The 21177-nt window shown below is 26.5% G+C and carries 16 protein-coding genes; 13 read left to right on the top strand and 3 right to left on the bottom strand.

The features are described 5' to 3' along the window. Positions 1–36: 36 nt before the first annotated feature. Entirely contained in the window at positions 37–1137 is a 1101-nt protein-coding gene (ychF, locus tag AC0B4K_RS02840; protein WP_465103731.1) for a redox-regulated ATPase YchF, read from the bottom strand. Positions 1138–1237: 100 nt separating this feature from the next. On the opposite strand from ychF, the gene AC0B4K_RS02835 reads away from it, so the two are divergent. Further along, positions 1238–2881 (top strand): MAG5620 family putative phospho-sugar mutase, encoded by a 1644-nt coding sequence (locus AC0B4K_RS02835; RefSeq protein ID WP_465103730.1) that lies wholly within the window; start codon positions 1238–1240, stop codon positions 2879–2881. Further along, a complete protein-coding gene (locus AC0B4K_RS02830) occupies positions 2841–3317 on the top strand; it encodes a hypothetical protein (protein ID WP_465102868.1) in 477 nt (158 codons plus the stop codon). Before AC0B4K_RS02835 ends, AC0B4K_RS02830 begins: the two co-directional genes overlap by 41 nt. A 426-nt stretch (positions 3318–3743) precedes the next feature. Here the strand turns inward: AC0B4K_RS02830 and AC0B4K_RS02825 are convergent, their stop codons facing one another. Continuing rightward, positions 3744–5276 (bottom strand): transposase family protein, encoded by a 1533-nt coding sequence (locus AC0B4K_RS02825; protein WP_465103548.1) that lies wholly within the window; start codon positions 5274–5276, stop codon positions 3744–3746. A 214-nt stretch (positions 5277–5490) separates the two neighbouring features. Here AC0B4K_RS02825 and AC0B4K_RS02820 point away from each other — a divergent pair, with 214 nt between their 5' ends. The 7 genes from AC0B4K_RS02820 (at position 5491) to AC0B4K_RS02790 (ending at position 14244) form a co-directional block, all read left to right on the top strand. Next, positions 5491–6675 (top strand): IS30 family transposase, encoded by a 1185-nt coding sequence (locus AC0B4K_RS02820; protein WP_465103729.1) that lies wholly within the window; start codon positions 5491–5493, stop codon positions 6673–6675. A gap of 248 nt (positions 6676–6923) precedes the next feature. Beyond that, positions 6924–8285, top strand: coding sequence for a glycine--tRNA ligase (locus AC0B4K_RS02815; protein WP_465103728.1), 1362 nt, complete (start codon positions 6924–6926; stop codon positions 8283–8285). 9 nt (positions 8286–8294) lie between these two features. Beyond that, positions 8295–10160, top strand: a complete 1866-nt coding sequence (gene dnaG, locus AC0B4K_RS02810; protein WP_465103727.1) for a DNA primase — start codon at positions 8295–8297, stop codon at positions 10158–10160. Between the two features lie 9 nt (positions 10161–10169). Next, positions 10170–11591, top strand: coding sequence for an RNA polymerase sigma factor (locus AC0B4K_RS02805; RefSeq protein ID WP_465102407.1), 1422 nt, complete (start codon positions 10170–10172; stop codon positions 11589–11591). Position 11592: 1 nt separating this feature from the next. Beyond that, positions 11593–12375: a Nif3-like dinuclear metal center hexameric protein gene (locus AC0B4K_RS02800; protein ID WP_465103726.1), complete on the top strand. Its 783-nt coding sequence runs from the start codon at positions 11593–11595 to the stop codon at positions 12373–12375. A gap of 24 nt (positions 12376–12399) precedes the next feature. Further along, positions 12400–13914, top strand: a complete 1515-nt coding sequence (locus tag AC0B4K_RS02795) for a phospholipase D-like domain-containing protein (RefSeq protein ID WP_465103725.1) — start codon at positions 12400–12402, stop codon at positions 13912–13914. A gap of 66 nt (positions 13915–13980) precedes the next feature. Beyond that, on the top strand, positions 13981–14244 hold the full coding sequence (locus tag AC0B4K_RS02790; RefSeq protein ID WP_099309444.1) for an HPr family phosphocarrier protein: 264 nt from the start codon (positions 13981–13983) through the stop codon (positions 14242–14244). A gap of 48 nt (positions 14245–14292) precedes the next feature. On the opposite strand, the gene AC0B4K_RS02785 is transcribed toward AC0B4K_RS02790, so the two are convergent. Continuing rightward, positions 14293–15480 carry a phosphoglycerate kinase gene (locus AC0B4K_RS02785; RefSeq protein WP_465103724.1) on the bottom strand — a complete coding sequence of 396 codons (1188 nt, stop codon included), beginning with the start codon at positions 15478–15480 and terminating at the stop codon, positions 14293–14295. 178 nt (positions 15481–15658) lie between these two features. Here AC0B4K_RS02785 and AC0B4K_RS02780 point away from each other — a divergent pair, with 178 nt between their 5' ends. Genes AC0B4K_RS02780 through AC0B4K_RS02765 form a run of 4 tightly spaced genes read left to right on the top strand, consistent with a single transcriptional unit; the run spans position 15659 to position 21152 of the window. Further along, complete coding sequence (locus AC0B4K_RS02780) at positions 15659–16681, top strand: glycosyltransferase (protein WP_465103723.1); 1023 nt, start codon at positions 15659–15661, stop codon at positions 16679–16681. 3 nt (positions 16682–16684) lie between these two features. After that, positions 16685–17317: an RDD family protein gene (locus AC0B4K_RS02775; RefSeq protein WP_465103722.1), complete on the top strand. Its 633-nt coding sequence runs from the start codon at positions 16685–16687 to the stop codon at positions 17315–17317. An 8-nt stretch (positions 17318–17325) separates the two neighbouring features. Then, positions 17326–19533 carry an ATP-dependent helicase gene (locus tag AC0B4K_RS02770; protein ID WP_465103721.1) on the top strand — a complete coding sequence of 736 codons (2208 nt, stop codon included), beginning with the start codon at positions 17326–17328 and terminating at the stop codon, positions 19531–19533. Between the two features lie 2 nt (positions 19534–19535). Continuing rightward, positions 19536–21152, top strand: coding sequence for an MHO_4530 family protein (locus AC0B4K_RS02765; RefSeq protein WP_465103720.1), 1617 nt, complete (start codon positions 19536–19538; stop codon positions 21150–21152). Positions 21153–21177: the final 25 nt, after the last annotated feature.

Raw genomic sequence — 21177 nt, 5'->3', positions numbered from 1 at the left:
TGCAATTAAAAAATAAAAGCAAATTGTTTTTTGCTTTTATTTTCCGAATTTAAAGTGGCAAACATCGCCATCTTGCATAATGTAGGTTTTACCTTCTTGGCGTAGTTTACCAGCATTTTTTGCACCTAATTCTCCACCATATTCTAAATAATCTTGGTAACTTATCACTTCCGCCTTGATAAATTTTTTCTCAAAATCACTGTGAATCACCCCCGCACATTTAGGAGCAGATCAACCTTTTTTATAAACTCAAGCTCTTGCCTCGATTTTCCCTGCTGTAAAATATGTTTCAAGATCTAATAATTTAAAAGCAGCTTTGGTTAAAATGTCAAGCCCACTACTTTGAATATTATAAATTGTAAATAACTCAAGTTTTTCATCAATATTTTCTATCATACTTAATTGAGCTTCTAATTCAGCTGAAATTGGGATTAACTGTTCATGGTCTTTTAAAGAACTTTCAAGTGATTTGTATAATTCATCATTTTGATAATCAATAAATTGTTCACTATTTAAATTAGCAACGTAAATAATTTTCTTAAAGGTTAATAAATTATAACCTTTAATGAATTTTGTTTCAGCTTCATCTAAGAGTGCTTCACGTGCTGGTATAGTTTGTTCTAATGCTGCTTTTACTTTTAAAGCAGCATTTTGTTCAATAATTGCATCTTTATCCCCAGATTTCGCCTTTTTAGAAACTCTATTTAAAACGTTATTTATAGTTTCTAAATCTGCCAAGATTAATTCATAATTAATAATTTCTTTATCTCGTACTGGATTAATTGAGTTAGCAACATGCAATATATTTTTATCATTAAAACATCTAATAACATGAATAATAGCATCTACATCGCGAATGTTAGCTAAAAATTTATTACCTAAACCTTCACCTTTTGAAGCTCCTTGTACTAAACCAGCTATATCAACAAAATCAAAAGTAGCTCAAACAACTTTATCTGGATTAATTAATTTTGCAATTTGCTTAAGGCGCGGGTCAATCAATGGAACAGTTGAAATATTTGGTTCAATTGTGGTAAAGGCATAATTTGAAGATTCAACTTGTTTTTTGGTTAAGGCGCTAAATAAAGTACTCTTACCTACATTGGGTAATCCGATAATTCCGGCTTTTAATGACATAAGACTCCTAACTAAAAAAATTTATTTATAAAAATGTATTTTATTTATTTTACTTTAAATTTGGTAAAATTAAAAAAATATTAGGATAATTAGGAGATTTATGGCCTTTAGTACTTTAAATATTTGAAGAAGTTTTTATAATAATGAATCAATTTCAACATTAGAGGAATTTGATAACGAAATTAAACATTACCATATGGATTTTGACAATTTAGTAAGCAAGGCTAAAAGTACAGTTTATGGCATTGAATTTGTAGGAATTAATAAATTTAATTTAGACCATTTAAATCCATTTAGTTGCCTGAGTATTTTTGCAATTTTCTTGAAAGATTTATCAAGTAACAAAAATAAAAAAATATTAATTGCAACTGATTTTGGGAATGTTCAAGGCCAAAATTTAAAAAACTTATTAGTACGTTATGCTAACAAAGCAAAGTTTGAAGTTTTTACTCATAATTATGATACCATTAATGAATTTTTATTTTATAAAACTATCGAAACTACTGGTATTAATAATGGAATCTTCTTAAGTTATAATCAAACTCAAAATAAATATTATTTGAAGTTAGTTAAAGATAAGATTGATCTAAAATTGCAAGAATATATTTTTTACTTAAGTGAATTTACTAAAATTAATAATTTATTTTTATTATCACCAAGTTCTCAATCAACAATTATTAATGTTGATAAAATACTTAAACTTTACTGTTCAAATTTTAAAACTAATTTTACATCAAAAACAGGTGATTTTGAACTAAGCAAAACATTAAAAATTAGTATTATTGCATCTAATTCTCTAGATTTATTTATCTTACAAAGAATTTTGAATAATTCTAGTTATAAAGTTGTTATATATAAAAGAAATATTTCAAATAAAATGCTATTTACTATTTTGGATTTAAATTTTGGCAAACATAAAACGGATTTAATTATTCATCTTAATGAAGCAAAACAGTTAAAAATTTATGCTAAAGTTAAAAGTAGGTATATTACCCTAAAAGAAGAAGATTTAATTTACTTATTTATTAACTATAATTTTTTAACTTGAAAAAATGATTCAAGCCTTAATTTAAACCAAGTTTATTTACCATTTTATGTACCAAAATTTATTCTCAATCTCTTAATAAATTTTAAAATACCTTATGATAATAATCAAAATATTGCCTTAGGGACTAATAATGTTTTACTTAGTTACACTCATAATAAATTTTCTGCAAATTTAGGTAACCAATTAAATTATTCAAATTTTGACTTTATTTTAAAGTTATCGAAAATGTTTTTAGACTATAAAAACAACAATTATCTTTTTGGTTATAAGTATCTTAAAACCCTTGAAAGTAAATTTAATTTTTCTTTAAGCACCAAAGAAGTTAATTTTGAATACTATGAAGCCTTGGAAGCATTAAATATTTTTGAAGTTGGCAAAGTTTTTTTAAAGTCTATTAAACTTACTAAAATCCAGCAACATGAATTTGAAAATCGTGAGCAACATGATTTATTAGAAGTTACTTTTAAGTATAAAGAGCATAGTTTTTATATGTATGCTTTTTATGATTTTAACAAAAAAAACCTTGTTCTAAAATTTGAATCCGAATTAGCAATGAACTATTCTAAAACAAAGAGATTCTTAGTAAGAATAATCCACAAATTCTTACAATGAGTAATTATTAAAAACTTAAATAAATTTAAAAAAGAGACAAAAAATGCAAAAAAAACAAAAATGAACCTGAAAACAAATTCTTAAAGAATATTTAAAATTTCAATTTAAAGCAAGAAAAACTTATTTTATTTTAAGTTTATTTTTTATATTTTATTGGTTAGTTGTTTTAATTGATTTTATTGTGCAACACCGTTATGATAATTATAAATTTTTAAATTCTATAAACACTTCAATTATAATTACCTTTGTAGGTGCGCTTTTGGCTTATGGTTTAAAAATGGGCTTATTAAATAAAACGATTAATAATTTTAAAAACATTAATTCTAAAAATACAAAAATTAAAGAGCAAAAAAAACTTATGGAAATGTCAGAAAGTCAAAAACAAATTTTTTATAAACAAAAAGAATTACAAGACAATTACTATAATAGCTTTTATTATAAAACCTCCTTTGGCTATGTTTTAAATTTGATTTTATGAACCATAATTTTTGTAATTAATATCATTATTACTTACGCTTAAAAACTAATAATATTTATTATTAGATTTTTTGTAGAATAACTACTTTTTTGAACTACATTTTTAATTTTTTGCTAGACTATTGGGGTTAATCATTTTTTTATTTTTTGATTTATATTATGATGCCTTTGTTGCAAAAAAAGATAACGAAAAAACAAAACAAAAAAAATTTTTTGTCTTCTTTGGCAACTAAATTGGAAAATTTATATATTTTTTGATGTTTTTACTGTCTAAAAAATTAAGATACAATTATGCATATTATTAAATTAACTATAAAATTTCAAAATGAAACAAAAAGATTTTTAAACCCCCCGCCCTTGATTGCAATCAAGGGGGCCTTACTTTTGAAAAAGTAAGCAAAACTTCCAGAAAACACGTGCCCGTGTTTTCTATTTTTATTATTCTCTTTTTTATTAAAAAATATTAAAATTAATATGCATCAATTTTTATTTCATCATTGATGCTTCTGTGTAATGTTCGAAGTATCTCTAAATACTCAGCCATAATCTTATTGGCTTCAAGGTTATTTCCTTGTGCATTCACAGAGACACTATTAAACTTTGAGATGTATAATTCAAGAGTTTTAAAAAATGAGTTTGTTTTCTTATGGATAAATGCTAGTTTTCCAACGGCAGGGATAGAATAATCTAAACCTTTCTCAAGAGCTCACATTTCTGTAAAGCTTAGATATTTTCCATTAGGTTCTTTGGCAAAGTATTTTTTTCCATTATATTTAAAATACAAATTATCATCAGAAGAATGTACTAACACAACATCAGAATTATAAGGAAATATAATCCTTTTGTCATGCATATCGAAAGCTGCAAGGTTTTTACCTTGGTATCTAACAACACCATTTAAAACTTTTCTATTAATCTCTAAATCAACGGCTCAATTGCCGTTTTTCTTTCCTTCTTTTTGAAAGACATTATGTTTAGAAATTATTTTTTTATTCCTCGTGTTGTAATAATTTTGAAATACTTCGTTATTTTGCTTTAAATCATTAATATCTTTATATCCGTTTTCATGAATTAATAATGGGTATTGATCTAATGATGTTCTAAAAGATCTCTCAACGTGAGGTTTATGTTTGGGATTAGATGAACTGAGTACTTCTATTCCTTTTTTATTTAAATCTTTTTCAAAAATTGTTTGTGCGTTTTCGTTTCCCCAAAAAGTTCTTCTTTTATCAGTATAAATTTTCTTTGGAAATCCATATTTCTTAAATACTATTTCTAACAGTCTTTGATATCCTAATGTTGTTTCTTGTTCTTCAAATCATGCTGCTAATAATGTTCCAGTGGCAACATCAATTGCATGATAAAGATAGAATGGTTTATTATTTTTTAAATATGGTTCAAGCTGAGCATCGATTTCAACAATTTCACCAAATTCTAAATTTTTCTTTAGACCCAAAACTTGTCTTTGTTTTTCATTTTGTTTAATTTGTTTATAATATTTTTTTAATAGCAATGTTGTCTCTTGTGAAGTTTTCTTCTTTGATAATTTTGCTATTTTTCTTCCTCTTTTGGTTGTATGTATATTAAATAATCCTAATTGGTTGAATCTTCTTACCAAAGTTTTGTAAGAAATTTTTTGCCTTATAAAAGAACCATATTCTGAATAATAATAACTTTTAAACGAAAGTTGGTTATTTGTTAGAATGCTATTTAAAATAATTTCACATGTTTTTAAATAATCTTTAAACACTAATTCAATTTCTGAATCGGTAACTTTGCAACTTCTTTGTTGATTTTTATTTTTATGACTGATGTCAATTTCTTGATTACTTTTTATTATTTTTTTATATCTTTTTACAGTTGATACACTAAGGTTTGTAATTAAACTAAGTTGAGATAAAGATTTTTCAATATTAGCAGCAATTAATATGAGAGATTGCTGTTTTTTTAGTTCGTAGTTTGTTAAGTTTTTGTACTTATCTATGTTATGTTTGATTCTCATAAATAATTTATACCATATTTTAATTAAATTAGTTCACTTTCCATGGGATTTATATATGGGCCTAAATAGTTGTCATTGGACATACGCTTAAAAACTTATTAAATGGAAATGTCACATGCAAGTTTTTTTGCATGTGACATTGTTTTTGTCTGCCTTGTAATAAAATAGTTGTATTAATAAATGTTAAAAAAATGAAAGGAGACTTTAAAATTATATGAAAAATTTAGAAAAATATATTTGTGTTTTTGACAAATATCGAAAAGAAAATAAATATCAACATTTTAAAATTGAAGAGAATTACAACACTATCTTGAAAATGCAAGGAGTTCTTGGGACACAACGAAAATTACGATCAGATCAAATCGATCTAGAACAACTTTATAATATTTTACAAGAACTTTCTGAAGGTTTCTCAATCCAAGAAGTAGCCAAAATTTTTAATAGAGACATTCGAAGTATAAAAAACAAAATCGAAATTATTACAAATCGCAGACAACTTAGTTTAGATAAACAAAATCGCTATGTTTGTCCTAAGTGTTCAAAAAAAGTAATGCGGGTTAAAACCCTTAATTTTACCAAGCTATACGAACATTTATTAGGTTATTCATTTTCACGACTCTTTTTTGTAAGTGATGCAATTAAAGAGAAATGAAAGGCCTACAGAAAATATTGATATAGTGAGCTTAACACATACAATAAAAATAGAAATAAAAAGAATTTGCAGCAAAAAGAAGTTAAGAAATCAGTTACCTATCTTGTGAATTCTTTTAAAAAATTATCCCCTGATGAATTTGCTCCCTCACCTAGTACAATTTATAAAATAATCAAAAAATACCCTTATTTCCTTGATTTTGACCATATTGTTAAAAAATCTGAAGGCAAATATGGCATAAGGAAGCAAAAGAAAACCAAACCTAAAACATTAAAATATGCTACAGAAATTTCAAAACGTCCAGCTTATATTAATGATCGCTCTGAACACGGCCATTTTGAATTAGACACCGTTATTGGTAAAATCAATGATACCTATTGTATTGTGACCATGATTGAACGGCAAACCAGAATGTCTTATGCTATGCTTTCAAAACGCAACTCCAAAGCTATAAAACAAACTCTTGTCAAACTAATCAAGAAACATAACTTAGAGATTAAAACTTTAACAGTTGATAATGGTAGTGAAAATGTCTTATTGCACCAGGTTATTCCAACTGAAAGATTATTTAAATGCCAACCATATAGTTCATGACAAAAAGGTTCAATAGAAAATATGCACCGCTTAATTAGGTATTACATTCCCAAAGGAAAAAGCTTAGATAAATACTCTCAGCAAGAAATTGATTATATGATGGAAAAAATAAATAACTATCGGCAAGTTGTACAGCAATATAAGATAACCTAAAATTTTTTTAATCCCCCGCCTTTGATTGCAATCAAAGGGGCCTTACTTTTGGCAAAAGTAAGCAAAACCGACGAGAAAACACTGCCGTGTTTTCTGTTTTCGCATACATTTTTTATGTAAAATTTATGTTAAAATTAAAGGACAATTATTTTGTTAATATCTCGCAAGTGACTTTTCCAAAAAACAACGCTTAAAAACTAATAATATTTATTATTAGATTTTTTTGTTTTTGGTATAATGAAACTCATATGAATAATTACAGTAAAATTAATGAAACATTCTTAAATCATTTAAAGTCTTCCGGGTTTGTTTTTCAAGGTAGTGAAATATACGGTGGCCTTGCCAATACTTGAGATTATGGGCCCTTAGGTTCACTTTTAAAAGATAATATTCGTGATTTATGAAAAAAAGAATTTATCTTAAAAGAAAGCAGTAATTTTTTAATTGATTCTAAAATTTTGATGAATCCGCAAGTTTGGGTTACTAGTGGACATGTATCAAATTTTAGCGATCCATTGATTGAAAATAAAATAAATGGGAAGCGCTATCGAGCAGACAAAATAGCTCAAGAAGTTAATCCAACCTTAGTTCCTGAAAAAATGACAAAAATGGAACTCAAAGAATTCTTAGATTATAATGTTTTTGAATATGAAGGTTCTAAAACAAATTGAAGTGAGATCAGAGAATTCAACTTAATGTTCGAAACTGAGCAAGGAATCGTTGAAGGAAGTAAAAATAAAATCTATCTACGTCCTGAAACTGCCCAAGGTATTTTCGTTAATTTTAAAAATGTTTTGCGCTCTACTCGGGCTAAATTACCTTTTGGAATTGGCCAAATTGGTAAAAGTTTTAGAAATGAAGTAACCCCGGGCAACTTTATTTTTCGGACCAGAGAATTTGAGCAAATGGAATTAGAGTTTTTCAGTTTTCCAGATCAAGCTGATTATTGATTTGATTATTACGTTAATAAAGCTCAAAATTTTATTTTAAAATTAGGCATTAAGCAAGAAAGCATTAAAATTCGTAATCATGAACCTGAAGAATTGGCCCATTACTCAAAAGGAACAACTGATATTGAGTTTAAGTTTCCATTTGGCTGAGGTGAATTACTTGGGGTTGCCAATCGCAGTGATTATGATTTAAAATCTCATGAGCAAGCTTCAGGTGAATCCTTAGTTTATTTAGATCCGGAAACAAATACAAAAATTACTCCATATGTGATTGAACCAAGTATTGGTTTAGACCGTTTAATGTATGCAATTTTACTTGATACATATCATGAAGAAAATTTTGATAATGGAGATTCTAGAATCTTATTCAAATTTCCTTTAGAACTATCACCATATAAAGTTGCCATCTTGCCATTAGTTAAAAAACTTAGTCCTAAAGCCAAAGAAATTATGTCTTTTTTAGTTGATAAAGGAATTTCATGTGTTTATGATGAAGCTGGTTCAATTGGTAAACGATACCGCCGCCAGGATGCAATTGGGACATATTGATCATTAACAGTTGACTACGATTCATTAGAAACTAACACTTTTACCTTAAGAAATCGTGATACAATGGAACAATTTAGAATTGATCTAGATCAAATATTTAAGTACTTATAGAATATAAAAATGAACCAAATAAATTTTAAAGAAATCAACCAACAAATTTTAGATAAAGCAGACATAGTACAAGTTATTTCTAATTTTATTTCCTTAACTAAAAAAGGAAATAATTATTTAGGTTTATGTCCTTTTCACCAAGATTCAAACCCTAGTTTTACAGTTTCTGTATCAAAAGGTATTTATAAATGTTTTTCATGTTCAGAATCCGGTAATGTAATAACTTTTATTAAAAAACATCTTAATAAAAGTTACCTTGAAACACTTGAATATTTATCTAATGAATTATCGCTTAATTTAGATTTATCTCACATTAATTCTCAAAATATTTCGACTAAAACTGAACAGGAAATTCAGTTACTAGAGCTCTTAAATGTTGCTAATTCATTTTTTAAAATTAAAGCAACAAGTAATATAAAAGCCCAAGAATATTTAAAAAAGCGCCAGATTTTTGATCCTGAGATACGTAAAAAATTTAATATTGGCTATGCTCCTTATCATGAGTTACGTGAATATTTAAATACATCTGCTAATTTTTCAAATGAGCTAATTTTGCAAGCTGGGCTTATTAATAATGAATTACATGATATTTTTTGGAACAGAATTACCTTTGGAATTAAAAATGAATTTAATGAAATAGTAGGTTTTAGTGCTCGGGCGCTAGATGAAGATAGCAAACCTAAATACATCAATTCACCTGAAACAATCTTGTTTAATAAATCCAAAATCTTATATAACATTTATAATGCTTTAGAAGAGGCTCAAAATACCAAGGAAATTATTATTGTTGAGGGTTTTATGGATGTTATTGCCTTTGATAAAGCTAGTTTTGGTAATGTTGTAGCTTTAATGGGGACGACTCTTAGCAATCATCATGTTTCATTAATAAAACAATATTCAATTACTTTATTTTTAGATAATGATTTAGCAGGGATCAATGCTACTTTAAAATCTTTAAAAACTTTATTACGTAATCAAGTGCAAGAAGTTTATGTTGCATATAATTCTGCAAATAAAGATCCAGATGAAATTTTAAATAGTGAAGGCCCACACGGCTTAAAACACATTTTAGATCAAAAAAAATCTTTTATTGATTTTATTTATGATTATTATGTTGATTTACACAAATTAAAAGAAGTTTTTGATTTCAAGAACGTGAAAAAATTTAGTGATGATGTTAAAGAGTTTTTATCATTAATAAGTTATGATAAAAAGAATTATTTTGCCTCTAAATTTAAAAATGAATTTAATTATGATTTACTGGAAAATTTAACAACACCATCCTCGCCACTACATGAATTAAATAATTTTATAAACATGGATTATGAGACATATTATGAATCATATAACATACATAATTCTAAAATTTTAAATCAAAGTAAATTTAATGGTTTTATGGCCAATAATATTAGAATTAAATTTTTAATTTACTTTATTTTAAAACCAGACTTTGCAAAACGCTTTTTTCAATTAGATAATTCAAGTATTCTTTATTGTAAACCACAAGACTTAGCCAATACTTTTAATGAAATTAAATCAAGTACTTTTACGTATTTAGAACTTGACCCCAGTTCAGAAAGTAATGAATTAGTTCATAATATAAAGCGTCAAATGCACCGTAAAGTTTTTGATTTGATTAAATCTTATAATGAACAATTTCCTGAAGATGATTTAAAAGAATTTTATCTTAGTTATACTAATAAAATACAAAATACTTTGCAAGAAGAAAGTGGGAAAGTTGCATTGACTCCATTAATACGAGAATTATTAAATTCTCATAATGATGAAAATCGCAAGTTTAATATTACCCCAAGCACAAAAAACTATAATAATTTAATTAAAGAATTAAAACGTTTTAAAGAAATTAAATTATAAGGAGAAAATATGAAATCTAACTTTAAGACTTTTATAAATTTACTAAGCAATGATATGAAAAAGAAAAATAAATCTAGTTTATCTCAAGAAGAGGTAATGGATTTTTTATACCAACAAAACTTAGATGTTCCAGATGATCAAATGGATGAATTATTTAACCAACTAATAGAAGAAAATATTTTAACCAACGAACAGGATTCTGGAGATTTAGATGAAGTTTTCTTAGAAGATTTCCAAAAAGAAGTATCTAATAACTCTAAAAAAATAAAAAAACAAACTAACGAATTTGACTTAGAATCGATAACTGATGAATTAGATAAAATTGAACTTGAAGAACCTAATTTTAGTGACTTAGAAGATGGCAATGATGATGATTTGTATATTGATGATGAATCAGATGAAGAACAAGATGACGAAGATTTAGAAAAAGATTCCGATGAATATTCTGATGATGATTCAGAAACATACTATGATGAATTTAGTGACGATGATGATTTTGATCTAGGCGAGCAACTATTGAATGTTGAAGAGAAAAAATCTGAGAATTTATATAATAAACTTACTGAAACTAATGACATTGTAAAATGATATATGCGTTGGATAGGTAAATATGGTAAGTTATTAACAGAAGCTGAAGAAAAAGAGTTAGCTCGCCGCATGATGCAAGGAGGCTTTCGTGGCAAAAAAGCCCGCGATACTTTAATTAATCGTAATTTACGTTTAGTAATTAATAATGCTAAAAAATATAAAAATCGTGGCCTGTCTTTTATTGATTTAATTTCAGAAGGTAATTCAGGAATTATTAAAGCTGCTCAAAAATTTGATATTAATAAAGGATTTAAGTTTTCAACTTACGCTACTTGGTGAATACGCCAAGCAATTACTCGTGCAGTTGCTGATCAAGCTCGCACGATTAGAGTTCCAGTGCACATGGTTGAAACAATTAATAAAGTTTCAAAAGTAGAACGTGAATTAAGTCACGAACTAGGCTATGAACCCTCTGATGAAGAAATTGCAGAAAGAATCGGAGGTGCATTTACAACAGACAAAGTTCGCTACATTCGTAAAATAAATGCTGACCCTATTTCATTAGATAAACAAGTGGGTAAAGAAAATGATTCACAATTTAGTGATTTTGTTAAAGATGATAATATTGTTAGCCCAATCGATCATTCGTCAAAAGATGAGTTAAGTGTTATTTTACAAAAAATGCTTGATCGTTTGGAACCTGATGAAAAAGAATTAATTTCTAAGCGTTATGGAATTGGGGTTGACCAAAACGGTGTTCCTTATAAAGTGCATAGCCTTGAAGCTTTAGCAGCTGCTCGAAATAATGTATCAAAAGAAAGAATTAGGCAAATTGAAAATAAAATTCTTAAGAAATTAAGAAATGACCCAAAATACGGAAATATTTTAAAGGATTTTTATTAATATGACTGTAAAACAAGTAATTGAATATTTAGAAGATTTATACCCTTTAAAAGATTCTGAACCTTGAGATTATTCTGGTTTAAATGTAAAAAACAAACTTTCAAGCAAACTTACTGGTGCTTTATTAGCAATTGATTTAACAAATGCAGTTTTAAACAAAGCAATTGAGTTAAAGTGTAATTTAATTTTAACTCACCACCCATTTATTTTTAGTGATTCTTGGGGTAAAGAATATCAAAGTGCTCCGTATAAAAAAGAAATTAATTCCAAATTAAAAGAACATAATATTAGCGTTTATTCTTTACATACTAATTATGATATAGCATACTTAGGTACCTCGCACCAAGTTTTTAAATATTTAGGATTAGATGAATATAATTTAAGGATGATTCCAACTTTATATGGAGTTGTTTTTGATAATCCTGCTGGTGTTAATTTAATTGAGATTATTAAGGAAAAATTTAATTATCAAAATACTTTAAGGTCTAATTTTGATCCAAATCAATTAAAAGAATTTAAGAGAGTAGCTATTTTAGCAGGATCAGGTTCCATTTATGATATTAACAAACTAAGTTCGAGTCTAAAAGTTGATTTATTTATTACTAGTGATTTAAAATGAAATGAATGAATTAACTACCAAGAAAAACAAATTAATGTTTTAGAAATCCCGCATAAGTGTGAAGAAGTCTTTGCATATCAAATTATGCAAGACTTAGAGCAAATTTTGCCTAAAGATAAAATTTATTTTAAAGCAATAAAATTACCATATAAAAACATCATTTAATAATAAATACTAAAGAAGGTTTTCATGTCTAGAAAATTTACAATTAAGCGAATTTTAATTTTTATTCTCCAATTATTAATTTCTAGTGGATATTTTGCTAGCATGATTTTTCTTACACTTTTTATTAATAATGACCTAATTTGGCTTTTACTGATTTTTATTTATTTACTTAATGTAATTACAACTTTTATTATTCATGCTCAAAACAGAAATAACCAGGCTAAGTTTAGTTGGTTATATTTAGTGCTATTTGTGCCTATTTTTGGTCATATTATTTTCTTTGTCTTTGGTTTAGATTTAAAATCTAAATTTGAAAGGCAACTAGAAGAATTACCAGAATATAAAATTTCATATTATTCAGATATAAATGCATCGACTCATAATTCGACAAACCCTATTATTCAAAAAATGATTTTAAAACGTAAAACATTAATGTATGATGCAAATATTCGTTTAATATCGGAAGGATATGATTTTTATCAAAAATTAATTCAAAGTTTAAAAGAAGCTAAAAAAAGTATTTTCATTGTTACATACATAATTAAAAATAGTGAAATAGCAAAAGAAATTATTGAAATTTTAAAACAAAAACAAAAACAAGGCATTGAAATTAAGTGACTAATTGACGATTTTGGAGCAATTGGTAAACAACGTAAATACATTAATAATTTAATTAAAACAAATTTAATCAAAATTCGAATGATTGGTAAAATTTATTATCCATTTATAAATTTTTCATCATTTACGCGAAACCACCAAAAATTCTTTATTATAGATTCCAAATTAGTATTTTCTGGCGGAAATAATATTTCAGATGAATATGGATCATTATCTCCAAAATACGGTCATTGAATTGATGTTAATTACATTATGCAAGGACCTTATATTAATTCCTATGTGTTGCTATTTTTCAAATTATGGCGTTTAATTTCGAAAGAAAAAATTAATAATTTAAGTTATTATTTAACATATAATTCACACCAAGAAGAAACATATAATTCCAGGGCTTTATTGGTAGCTGATTCTCCAAATTATAAATACTCCACAATTGAAGACTTTTTACTTTTGGCTTTATCAAATGCAAAAAGTAGCATTAAAATTGCAACTCCATATTTTACATTAACAAGTTCTTTAGAAAAACTGTTAATAATAGCATTAAAAACCGGGGTGCAAATTACTATTTATTTTCCCGGATTGCCAGACAAAAAACTTGTTTATAAAACTGGTTTAAACCAATTAAATCGCTATATTCCATTTGGGTTAAAAGTAAAAATTTATTCTGATCATTTTTTACATTCGAAAATGGGAATTATTGATGGTGAAGTTGGTTGACTTGGAACTAATAATTTAGATCCACGCAGCATGTTTTCGCAATATGAAACAGTTGATATTGTGCAAGGTGAGATTGTCGAAGATTTAAAAACGTTATTTAGAAAATATGATAAAAAATGTATTAATTTTCACAAAATGTCGAATATTGAACGTAAATATAATAAAATTGAAAACTTCTTTTTCAATTGAATTAAAACATTAATTTAATTTGTGGTATAATTATATTTGGCATTTATTAGAAAATAATTAATTAGATATAGAAAGGTTCATAATATGAAAGAATTGAAATGCAAAATAATTGACCCAATTGGTTTACATGCACGTCCTGCTTCATTGGTAACAGCTGTTGCTGCTAGATTTAAATCAGAAGCAAAATTATCATATGAAGGACGTGAAGGTAATTTAAAGTCAATTATGAATATTATGGCGCTAGGAATTAAATGTGGCGCAGAAATTACAATTAAAACTTCAGGTGAAGATGAACAAGAAGCTATTGATGCAATCAAAAAAGCTCTTGTAGACCACCAATTAATTTAATAAATAATAAAAAAGTGACTTGATTTTTCAAGTCCTTTTTTATTTGAATTATTTTTTGTCTTGAATAGCAACTACACCAGGAAGAGCAATGCCTTGTAAGAATTCTAGACTAGCTCCGCCTCCAGTTGAAACGTGTGAGAACATATCTTCCATACCAAGTTTTTCAATAGCAGCAACGCTATCACCCCCACCAACAACAGTATAGGTATCTTTTAAAGTTGCAATTGCTTTGCAAACTGCAAGAGTCCCATGTTTGTAGTTTTCAAATTCTGCAACACCCATAGGTCCATTTCAAACCACAGTTTTTGCATTTACTAAGGCATCCTGTACAGCTTTAATAGATTTAGGACCTAAATCAAGTGCCATGTAGCCTTCTTTAACTGAAACTTCTTGAATTTCGGGTGTAACATCTTTAAATTCGGTTGCTACAGCATGATCAATTGGTAAAATAACCTTATGTTTGTATTTTGCTAAAAAGTCTTTGGCAAGTGGCAAGTAATCATCTTCTACTAATGAATTACCAACGTTAATGCCTTGAGCTTTTAGGAATGTATAAGCCATCCCCCCACCAATAATCATTTTGTCAGCAATTTTAATTAAGTTTTCAAGTACCTTAATTTTATCTGATACTTTAGCTCCACCAATAATTGCAACATATGGATGTACAGGGTTTTTAAGAGCTTTTTCTAAAGATGAAACTTCTTTTTCCATTAAATAACCTAATGCAGATTCCTTGATATTTTTAGCAATTCCAACGTTTGAAGCATGTGCACGGTGTGCTGTACCAAAAGCATCATTAATAAAAACATCAGCTAACGATGCTCAATAAGCACCAAGTTCAGGGTTATTTTTACTTTCAGCCTTGTCGTTTAAATCTTCATAACGTGTGTTTTGTACTAAAATTACATCCCCAGGTTTCATTTCATTAATAACTTTTTCTAAGACTGGGCCTTTAGTTTGTTCGACAAACTTAATTGGTCTTTTAAGTTGGCGAGCTAATTCAAAAGCTACTGGTTTTAAAGTATGTTTTGAAAGACAAGAATTTTCTTTAACTCTCCCGTGGTGTGAAAGTAAGATTAACTTTCCACCATCATTTAAGACTTTTAATAAAGTCGGCAATGCTGCACTAATTCTTTTTGTTGATGTGATAATACCATCTTGTACTGGAACATTAAAGTCAACACGTACTAGGACTTTTTTACCAGATAGTTGTAAATTGTCAATTGTATTTTTCATGTAATCCTCCTAATTTTATAATACATAAATATTATAAATTATTTTCATAAAGACAACATTTAAAACTATAAAAAAATAGTAAATATTTTTAGGGCTAGATATGGGATGAAATGTCTTAATATCCCATTAAAAAAAATTGAGTTTTATGGTAAAATATTAATACCTAAGGGTGGTTAGTATGAAATTATCATTAATATCAATCGTACCAAGTGATTTAAAACAATTAGAATATTATTTTGAAGCTTTGGAAGAGCAAACTAGTCAAGATTTTGAAGTAGTATTGTGTTTAAACAATGCAAATTCAAAAAATTTAGAAATTATCAAAGAATTGGGAAAATATCAAACTTCTTTTGGTAAGAGGCTTAAGTTTATTTATAACTCAAAACAAAGCACTGCTCAAGAAAGTTTACTTAATGCTTACAGGGTAATTTCAGGTGAATATTCTGTTGTTTTTAATTGTGATATTCAATATATAAAAAAACATTATGTGGAAAGAATGATTCAAGCAATTGAGCAAACTAAAGTCGATATTTTGGAATTTAAACCAAAAATAAATGGTTCAATTACTTGAAAACCAACAGGTAGAGTGGTCGAGGGTCGCAAGATTAATTTACAAGAAAATAAATTAACTTTTGCCTATACTTATCCATTTATTTTCAATAAAATTATTAAAAAAAGCTTATCAAATAAAATTCTTGGTCATAAATTTAAAACAGCTAATAATAATAAATTGTGTCTTGAACTAAATTATATGTTATTTTTAGAGGCTAAAACGTATACATATTTAGATTATAAAATGTTTGCTGAATATTTTCCTACTGATATTTGATTAATTACCAAAAACTTTTTAACTTCTTTTGATAATTTACAAAACATTGTTCAAATTAAACATTTAAACTTTAATGATGAATTAGTTTATGCAAAATATTATTTTATTAAATTACTCTTAACTGGTTTTTTAAATGAAACAAAATTTATGTACCGTCGAATCTATAAAACTAAGGAAGATATTTGAGAAAAACGTAATCCAAAAGTCTTTGAAGCTCATTTTGAAATAATTAAAACGCTTGATTTGCAATATAAATCTAAAAATTATTTTATTACCAACCCATATTTCTTACGAAATAATAATGAAATTATTTTATTATCTCTGCCAATTTCAAAACTAAAAAACACCAAAATTTTAAAGAGACTTAGTTAATAAGTGTATAAAAATGCAAGTTTCTTTAAAAGATTGCTAGCAAATATTATTGATTTAATTTGTTTTTTTTCATTAGTATTGTTATCATTTTATCTTTTAAGAATTACAAAAAAACCAAATGACTTGCCTAGTGCGGGTGTTTTTTATTTCGGGGTCGTTTTAATCTGGATTTTTCTTGCTTTATTTTACCAATTAATTCCAGTTTTATTTAATGGTAAAACAATTGGTTTGTGGATTTGCAAATTAAAAATCATTAATTCAAAAACTAAGAAATTTTCCAAAATCTCAATCTTTAAACATAATTATTTTATTACTTGGTTTTTTTTTGTGATTTTACTCATTACATTATCCTTCTTAAGCCATAAGAGTTTTGTGTGAAATGAACAAAAACAAATAACTTTACGAAATGATTTATATCATCAGATTGTGTTGAGAATCATTACTACTTTATTAACTATGCATTTTTTTATTTTAATTGCAGGGTACTTTATGCTGCTGGTTTCCAAGCGCAATTTAATTTTAATTGATTTACTAACCGAAACCCGAGTGGTTGAAGATAAACAAATTAGGCAAGTAATTAGTGAACTTAAATTCTTGCCCCAAAAAAATATACGCCGAAAATTTATTTATAAATAGGAGGAAACATGCTATTAAGAAAAATCGATTTATTAAGTGATTTAAATGAAAAACAACGTGAAGCCGTTGTTTATTTTGATACCCCCTTACGGATTATAGCTGGAGCTGGTTCAGGAAAGACAAAAGTTTTAACCAGAAAAGTATCATACTTAATTAATGATTTAAATGTTCCAGTCGAGTCAATTTTAGCTGTAACTTTTACTAATAAAGCAGCTCAAGAATTAGTGCAAAGAATTGGGAATTATTGTCAACAAGATATTGGAAAAATTAATGCTAAGACTTTCCACTCTTTCTGCGCTGATGTCTTGCGCAAGGACATTCGCCAGTTAGGATATCCTACAAGTTTTCAAATTATTGATGAACAAGACAAAGATACAATTTTAAAAAAGATTTATAAATCTTTAGGAATTACAACTACAGAAATTCCATATAAGACCGCTTCGCAATATATTTCTTGAGCCAAGAATTATTCAGAAGACCCTAAAGAATTTGCAAAAGTCTTATCTAAGGAACAAAAACCTTCAATTTTGAATAAAATCTATATTGAATATTTAAATGAATTAGCTATTAATGGTTCTTTAGATTTTGATGATTTAATAATTCAAACTTATAAACTTTTTACAATGCGTCCTGATGTTTTAGCTAAATATCAGAAAAAATTCAAATATATTTTAATTGATGAGTTTCAGGATACTGCATCTATGCAATATAACATTATGAAAATGCTTTATACAGATCACACACATTTAACAATTGTTGGTGATCCTGATCAAACCATTTATAACTGAAGAGGTGCAAAAGTTGATTTAATTCTAAATTTTGATAAAGATTATCCTGATGCTAAAACTGTTATTTTAGATTTAAATTACCGTTCAACTAAAAAAATCTTGGAAGCTGCTAATAAATTAATTAAACATAATAATATTAGATTCAGTAAAGATTTAGTAACACAAAATGAGGATGGGACTGATTTAGAATACCAACATTTATACAATGAAGAAGCAGAAGCTGCATGAGTTGTCACAAAAATAAATGAATTAAAAAAACAAAAAAATCCATTGCGCTCAATTGCAATTTTATTTAGATCTAATTATTATTCGCGGGCTTTTGAACAAGCTTTAATTGAAGCTAACATTCCCCATAAATTAATTAATGGAGTTAAATTTTATCAAAGGGATGAAATTAAAGATGTTATTGCTTTTTTAAGGGTTTTATTTGATGGACACCAAATCTCACTTGAGCGCGTTATTAATGTGCCAAGCCGGGGGATTGGCGAAGTGAAATTACAAAGAATTAGAGATTTTGCAACTAGTCATCATAAAACCATGTTTTGAGCCTTGCGTGATCATTTTAAAGAATTAAATCCTAAAGAATTTGGCGTTGATTTTCTAAAAAATAAACTTAAACCATTTTTGGAAACTATTTTATTATATAAAAATGCTATTGAAACTAAAAAACTTAAAATTAGCCGTGCCCTTGATGCATTTTTAGAAAAAATAGGCTATTATGAAAGTATAAAAAATGATAAAAACCTTCGCGGGACAGCTAAGGAAAATGTAAAAGAATTAATTAAATCAATTGATAATTGGGAAAAGAATAATGTTGGCGGAACTTTAGAAGATTATCTTAATATGGTAAGTTTGCTTTCTGTAAGTGATGAATATCATAATGAAACTAACTATGTTACTTTAATGACAATTCATTCATCAAAAGGTTTAGAATATGAAAATGTCTTTTTAGTTGGACTTAGTGATGGAGTTTTCCCCAGTTTTAGAATTTATGATGAAGGAGATTTTATTAATAATTCAAAGGGTAAAAGCACTAGTGAACTATTAGAAGAAGAAAGGCGCTTAGCATATGTTGCTATTACTAGGGCAAAGAAAAAATTATTTATATCATCATCACGGGGAATGGTTTACTCACTTGATAAATTTAAAGTTCCTTCACCTTTTTTAAGTGAAATGGGGATTAACCTGAGTGATACGATTTTATTAGATGATCCAACTAAATTTGTTTTAAATACCGAATCATATAATGATGTTGTATTAAAAAATGAACAAATAGCAGTTGGTGATATTATTTCGCATATTACTTTTGGTGAAGGTGAAGTTATTGAGGTAGGTAATAGTAATGATATTGAAGTTTTATTCCATAAAGATCAAGTCACACGAAAATTAAATAAAACCCACCCAGCAATTAGGCTTTTAAGTAGGTAATTATGGCCATTTTTTATGGTTTTATTTTCTTTACAAGCTTTCTTTTAATTATCCTCTTACTTATTGCAATTCTGGTTTGCATTTATATGTATTTTCATGCCTCATGGGATATCATGCATTATGAGATTGATATGAGTAATTTAAGGGTAATTAGATTAAATAAAAAAAATGCATATTTTGCAACTAATTTAGATGTTAAAAAAACAACAGTCGGTATGTTTAAATATGGTTCTTTAAAAGAATTCTTAGCTTATTTTGAACCAGATACTCAAATCAATTTGAATAAATTTTTAGATAATCCATTTAATCATAAAGAAACACATGAACTAGATATAAAATTTAATAATTTTGTTATTAAAAAATATCATTTTATAACTTGATTTATTTTTAAATTAGAAAGTTATTTTTTAAAAAAACATGTTGTCAAAATGACTATAAGAAGTATTGCTGCAAATAAGTTTTTTTGTACAATAACCTGGAAAAAAGTTTTCAGTAAAAAACAAATTTTTAAAATACCTGAATTAAGTGATAAAGCAAGCGAAATAGCTTGGAAGAATTTTGTAGTTATAGGTGGTTTATTAAAATTAGAAAAATATAATTCTATTTTTTATAAAAATGAAATATCTTTAATTATTAAATCTTTAGGTTTAAAAGGCAAAAATTGAAAGATTGTTAAAGATGAGGATACGTTAATTTTTTTAGTTAAAAAAGTAAACAAATATCGTTTTAAACACTTACTGAAAAAAATAACTACCTTAAATACCCAATATGGCCTTAATCCATTTTTTGATAAATTTACTATTTTTAGATATCCTTTGCTAAATACCTTATATTACAAACATAACCTTAAAGAATTATTAAATTATTCAATTTATAATATGATTTATTCTAATTCCCCAAATAATTACCTTAATTTAAATCCGGCAATTTTAAAAGAAGAAGTCTTTCAAACTTTTAGCAAGAATTTAAATTTATATAAGACCTTAAATGCTAATGCACTAAAATTTAAATTATCTAGGCAAAAAGTAATCAATACATATTTAACTAATGATAAAGTTAATTTATCGTTAGTTAAAGTGTCTATTACTAATGAATTAATTAAGCAAGAATGAATTGATTTTTTTGACTTAATACCAACACTAGCATATAAATATCAAAATCTTTGATTTGATTATGTTGATAGCTATGCCAAAGAAGAAAATCTTAATTTAATTTATAAAATACAGCAAGCAGACTTTTTACGCAATGATTTTTTAATAGACGGTGCTAAAGTTATGTGTTTATTAACTTCACAAAGCGATTATTTTGATTATAAAAAAATTAATAATAAAATAGCAATTTATTCTAATAATAATTATGAATATGGTATTTATTTAACTAATATAAATAAAAGTATTTATAATTTAATTAATGCATTAAATAACTTAAAACTAATAGTTTTAAGTAAAGATATTTGTAATAATTTAAAAATGTGAAATATCATCTTTTCATGTTATCGATTATTACAATTAACTAAAGCAAAGAATATTTTAGTGATTTATGAAACTATACCGCAAGGTTTAGAAGATTTAATTTACTGCAAATTAGATTTAAAATATACTTTAGATATAATGGACTAAAATATACCTACTAAACTATAATTTA

It is taken from the genome of Mycoplasma sp. 11548 (assembly GCF_055523555.1).
This window is presented reverse-complemented; position numbering and strand designations above follow the sequence as displayed.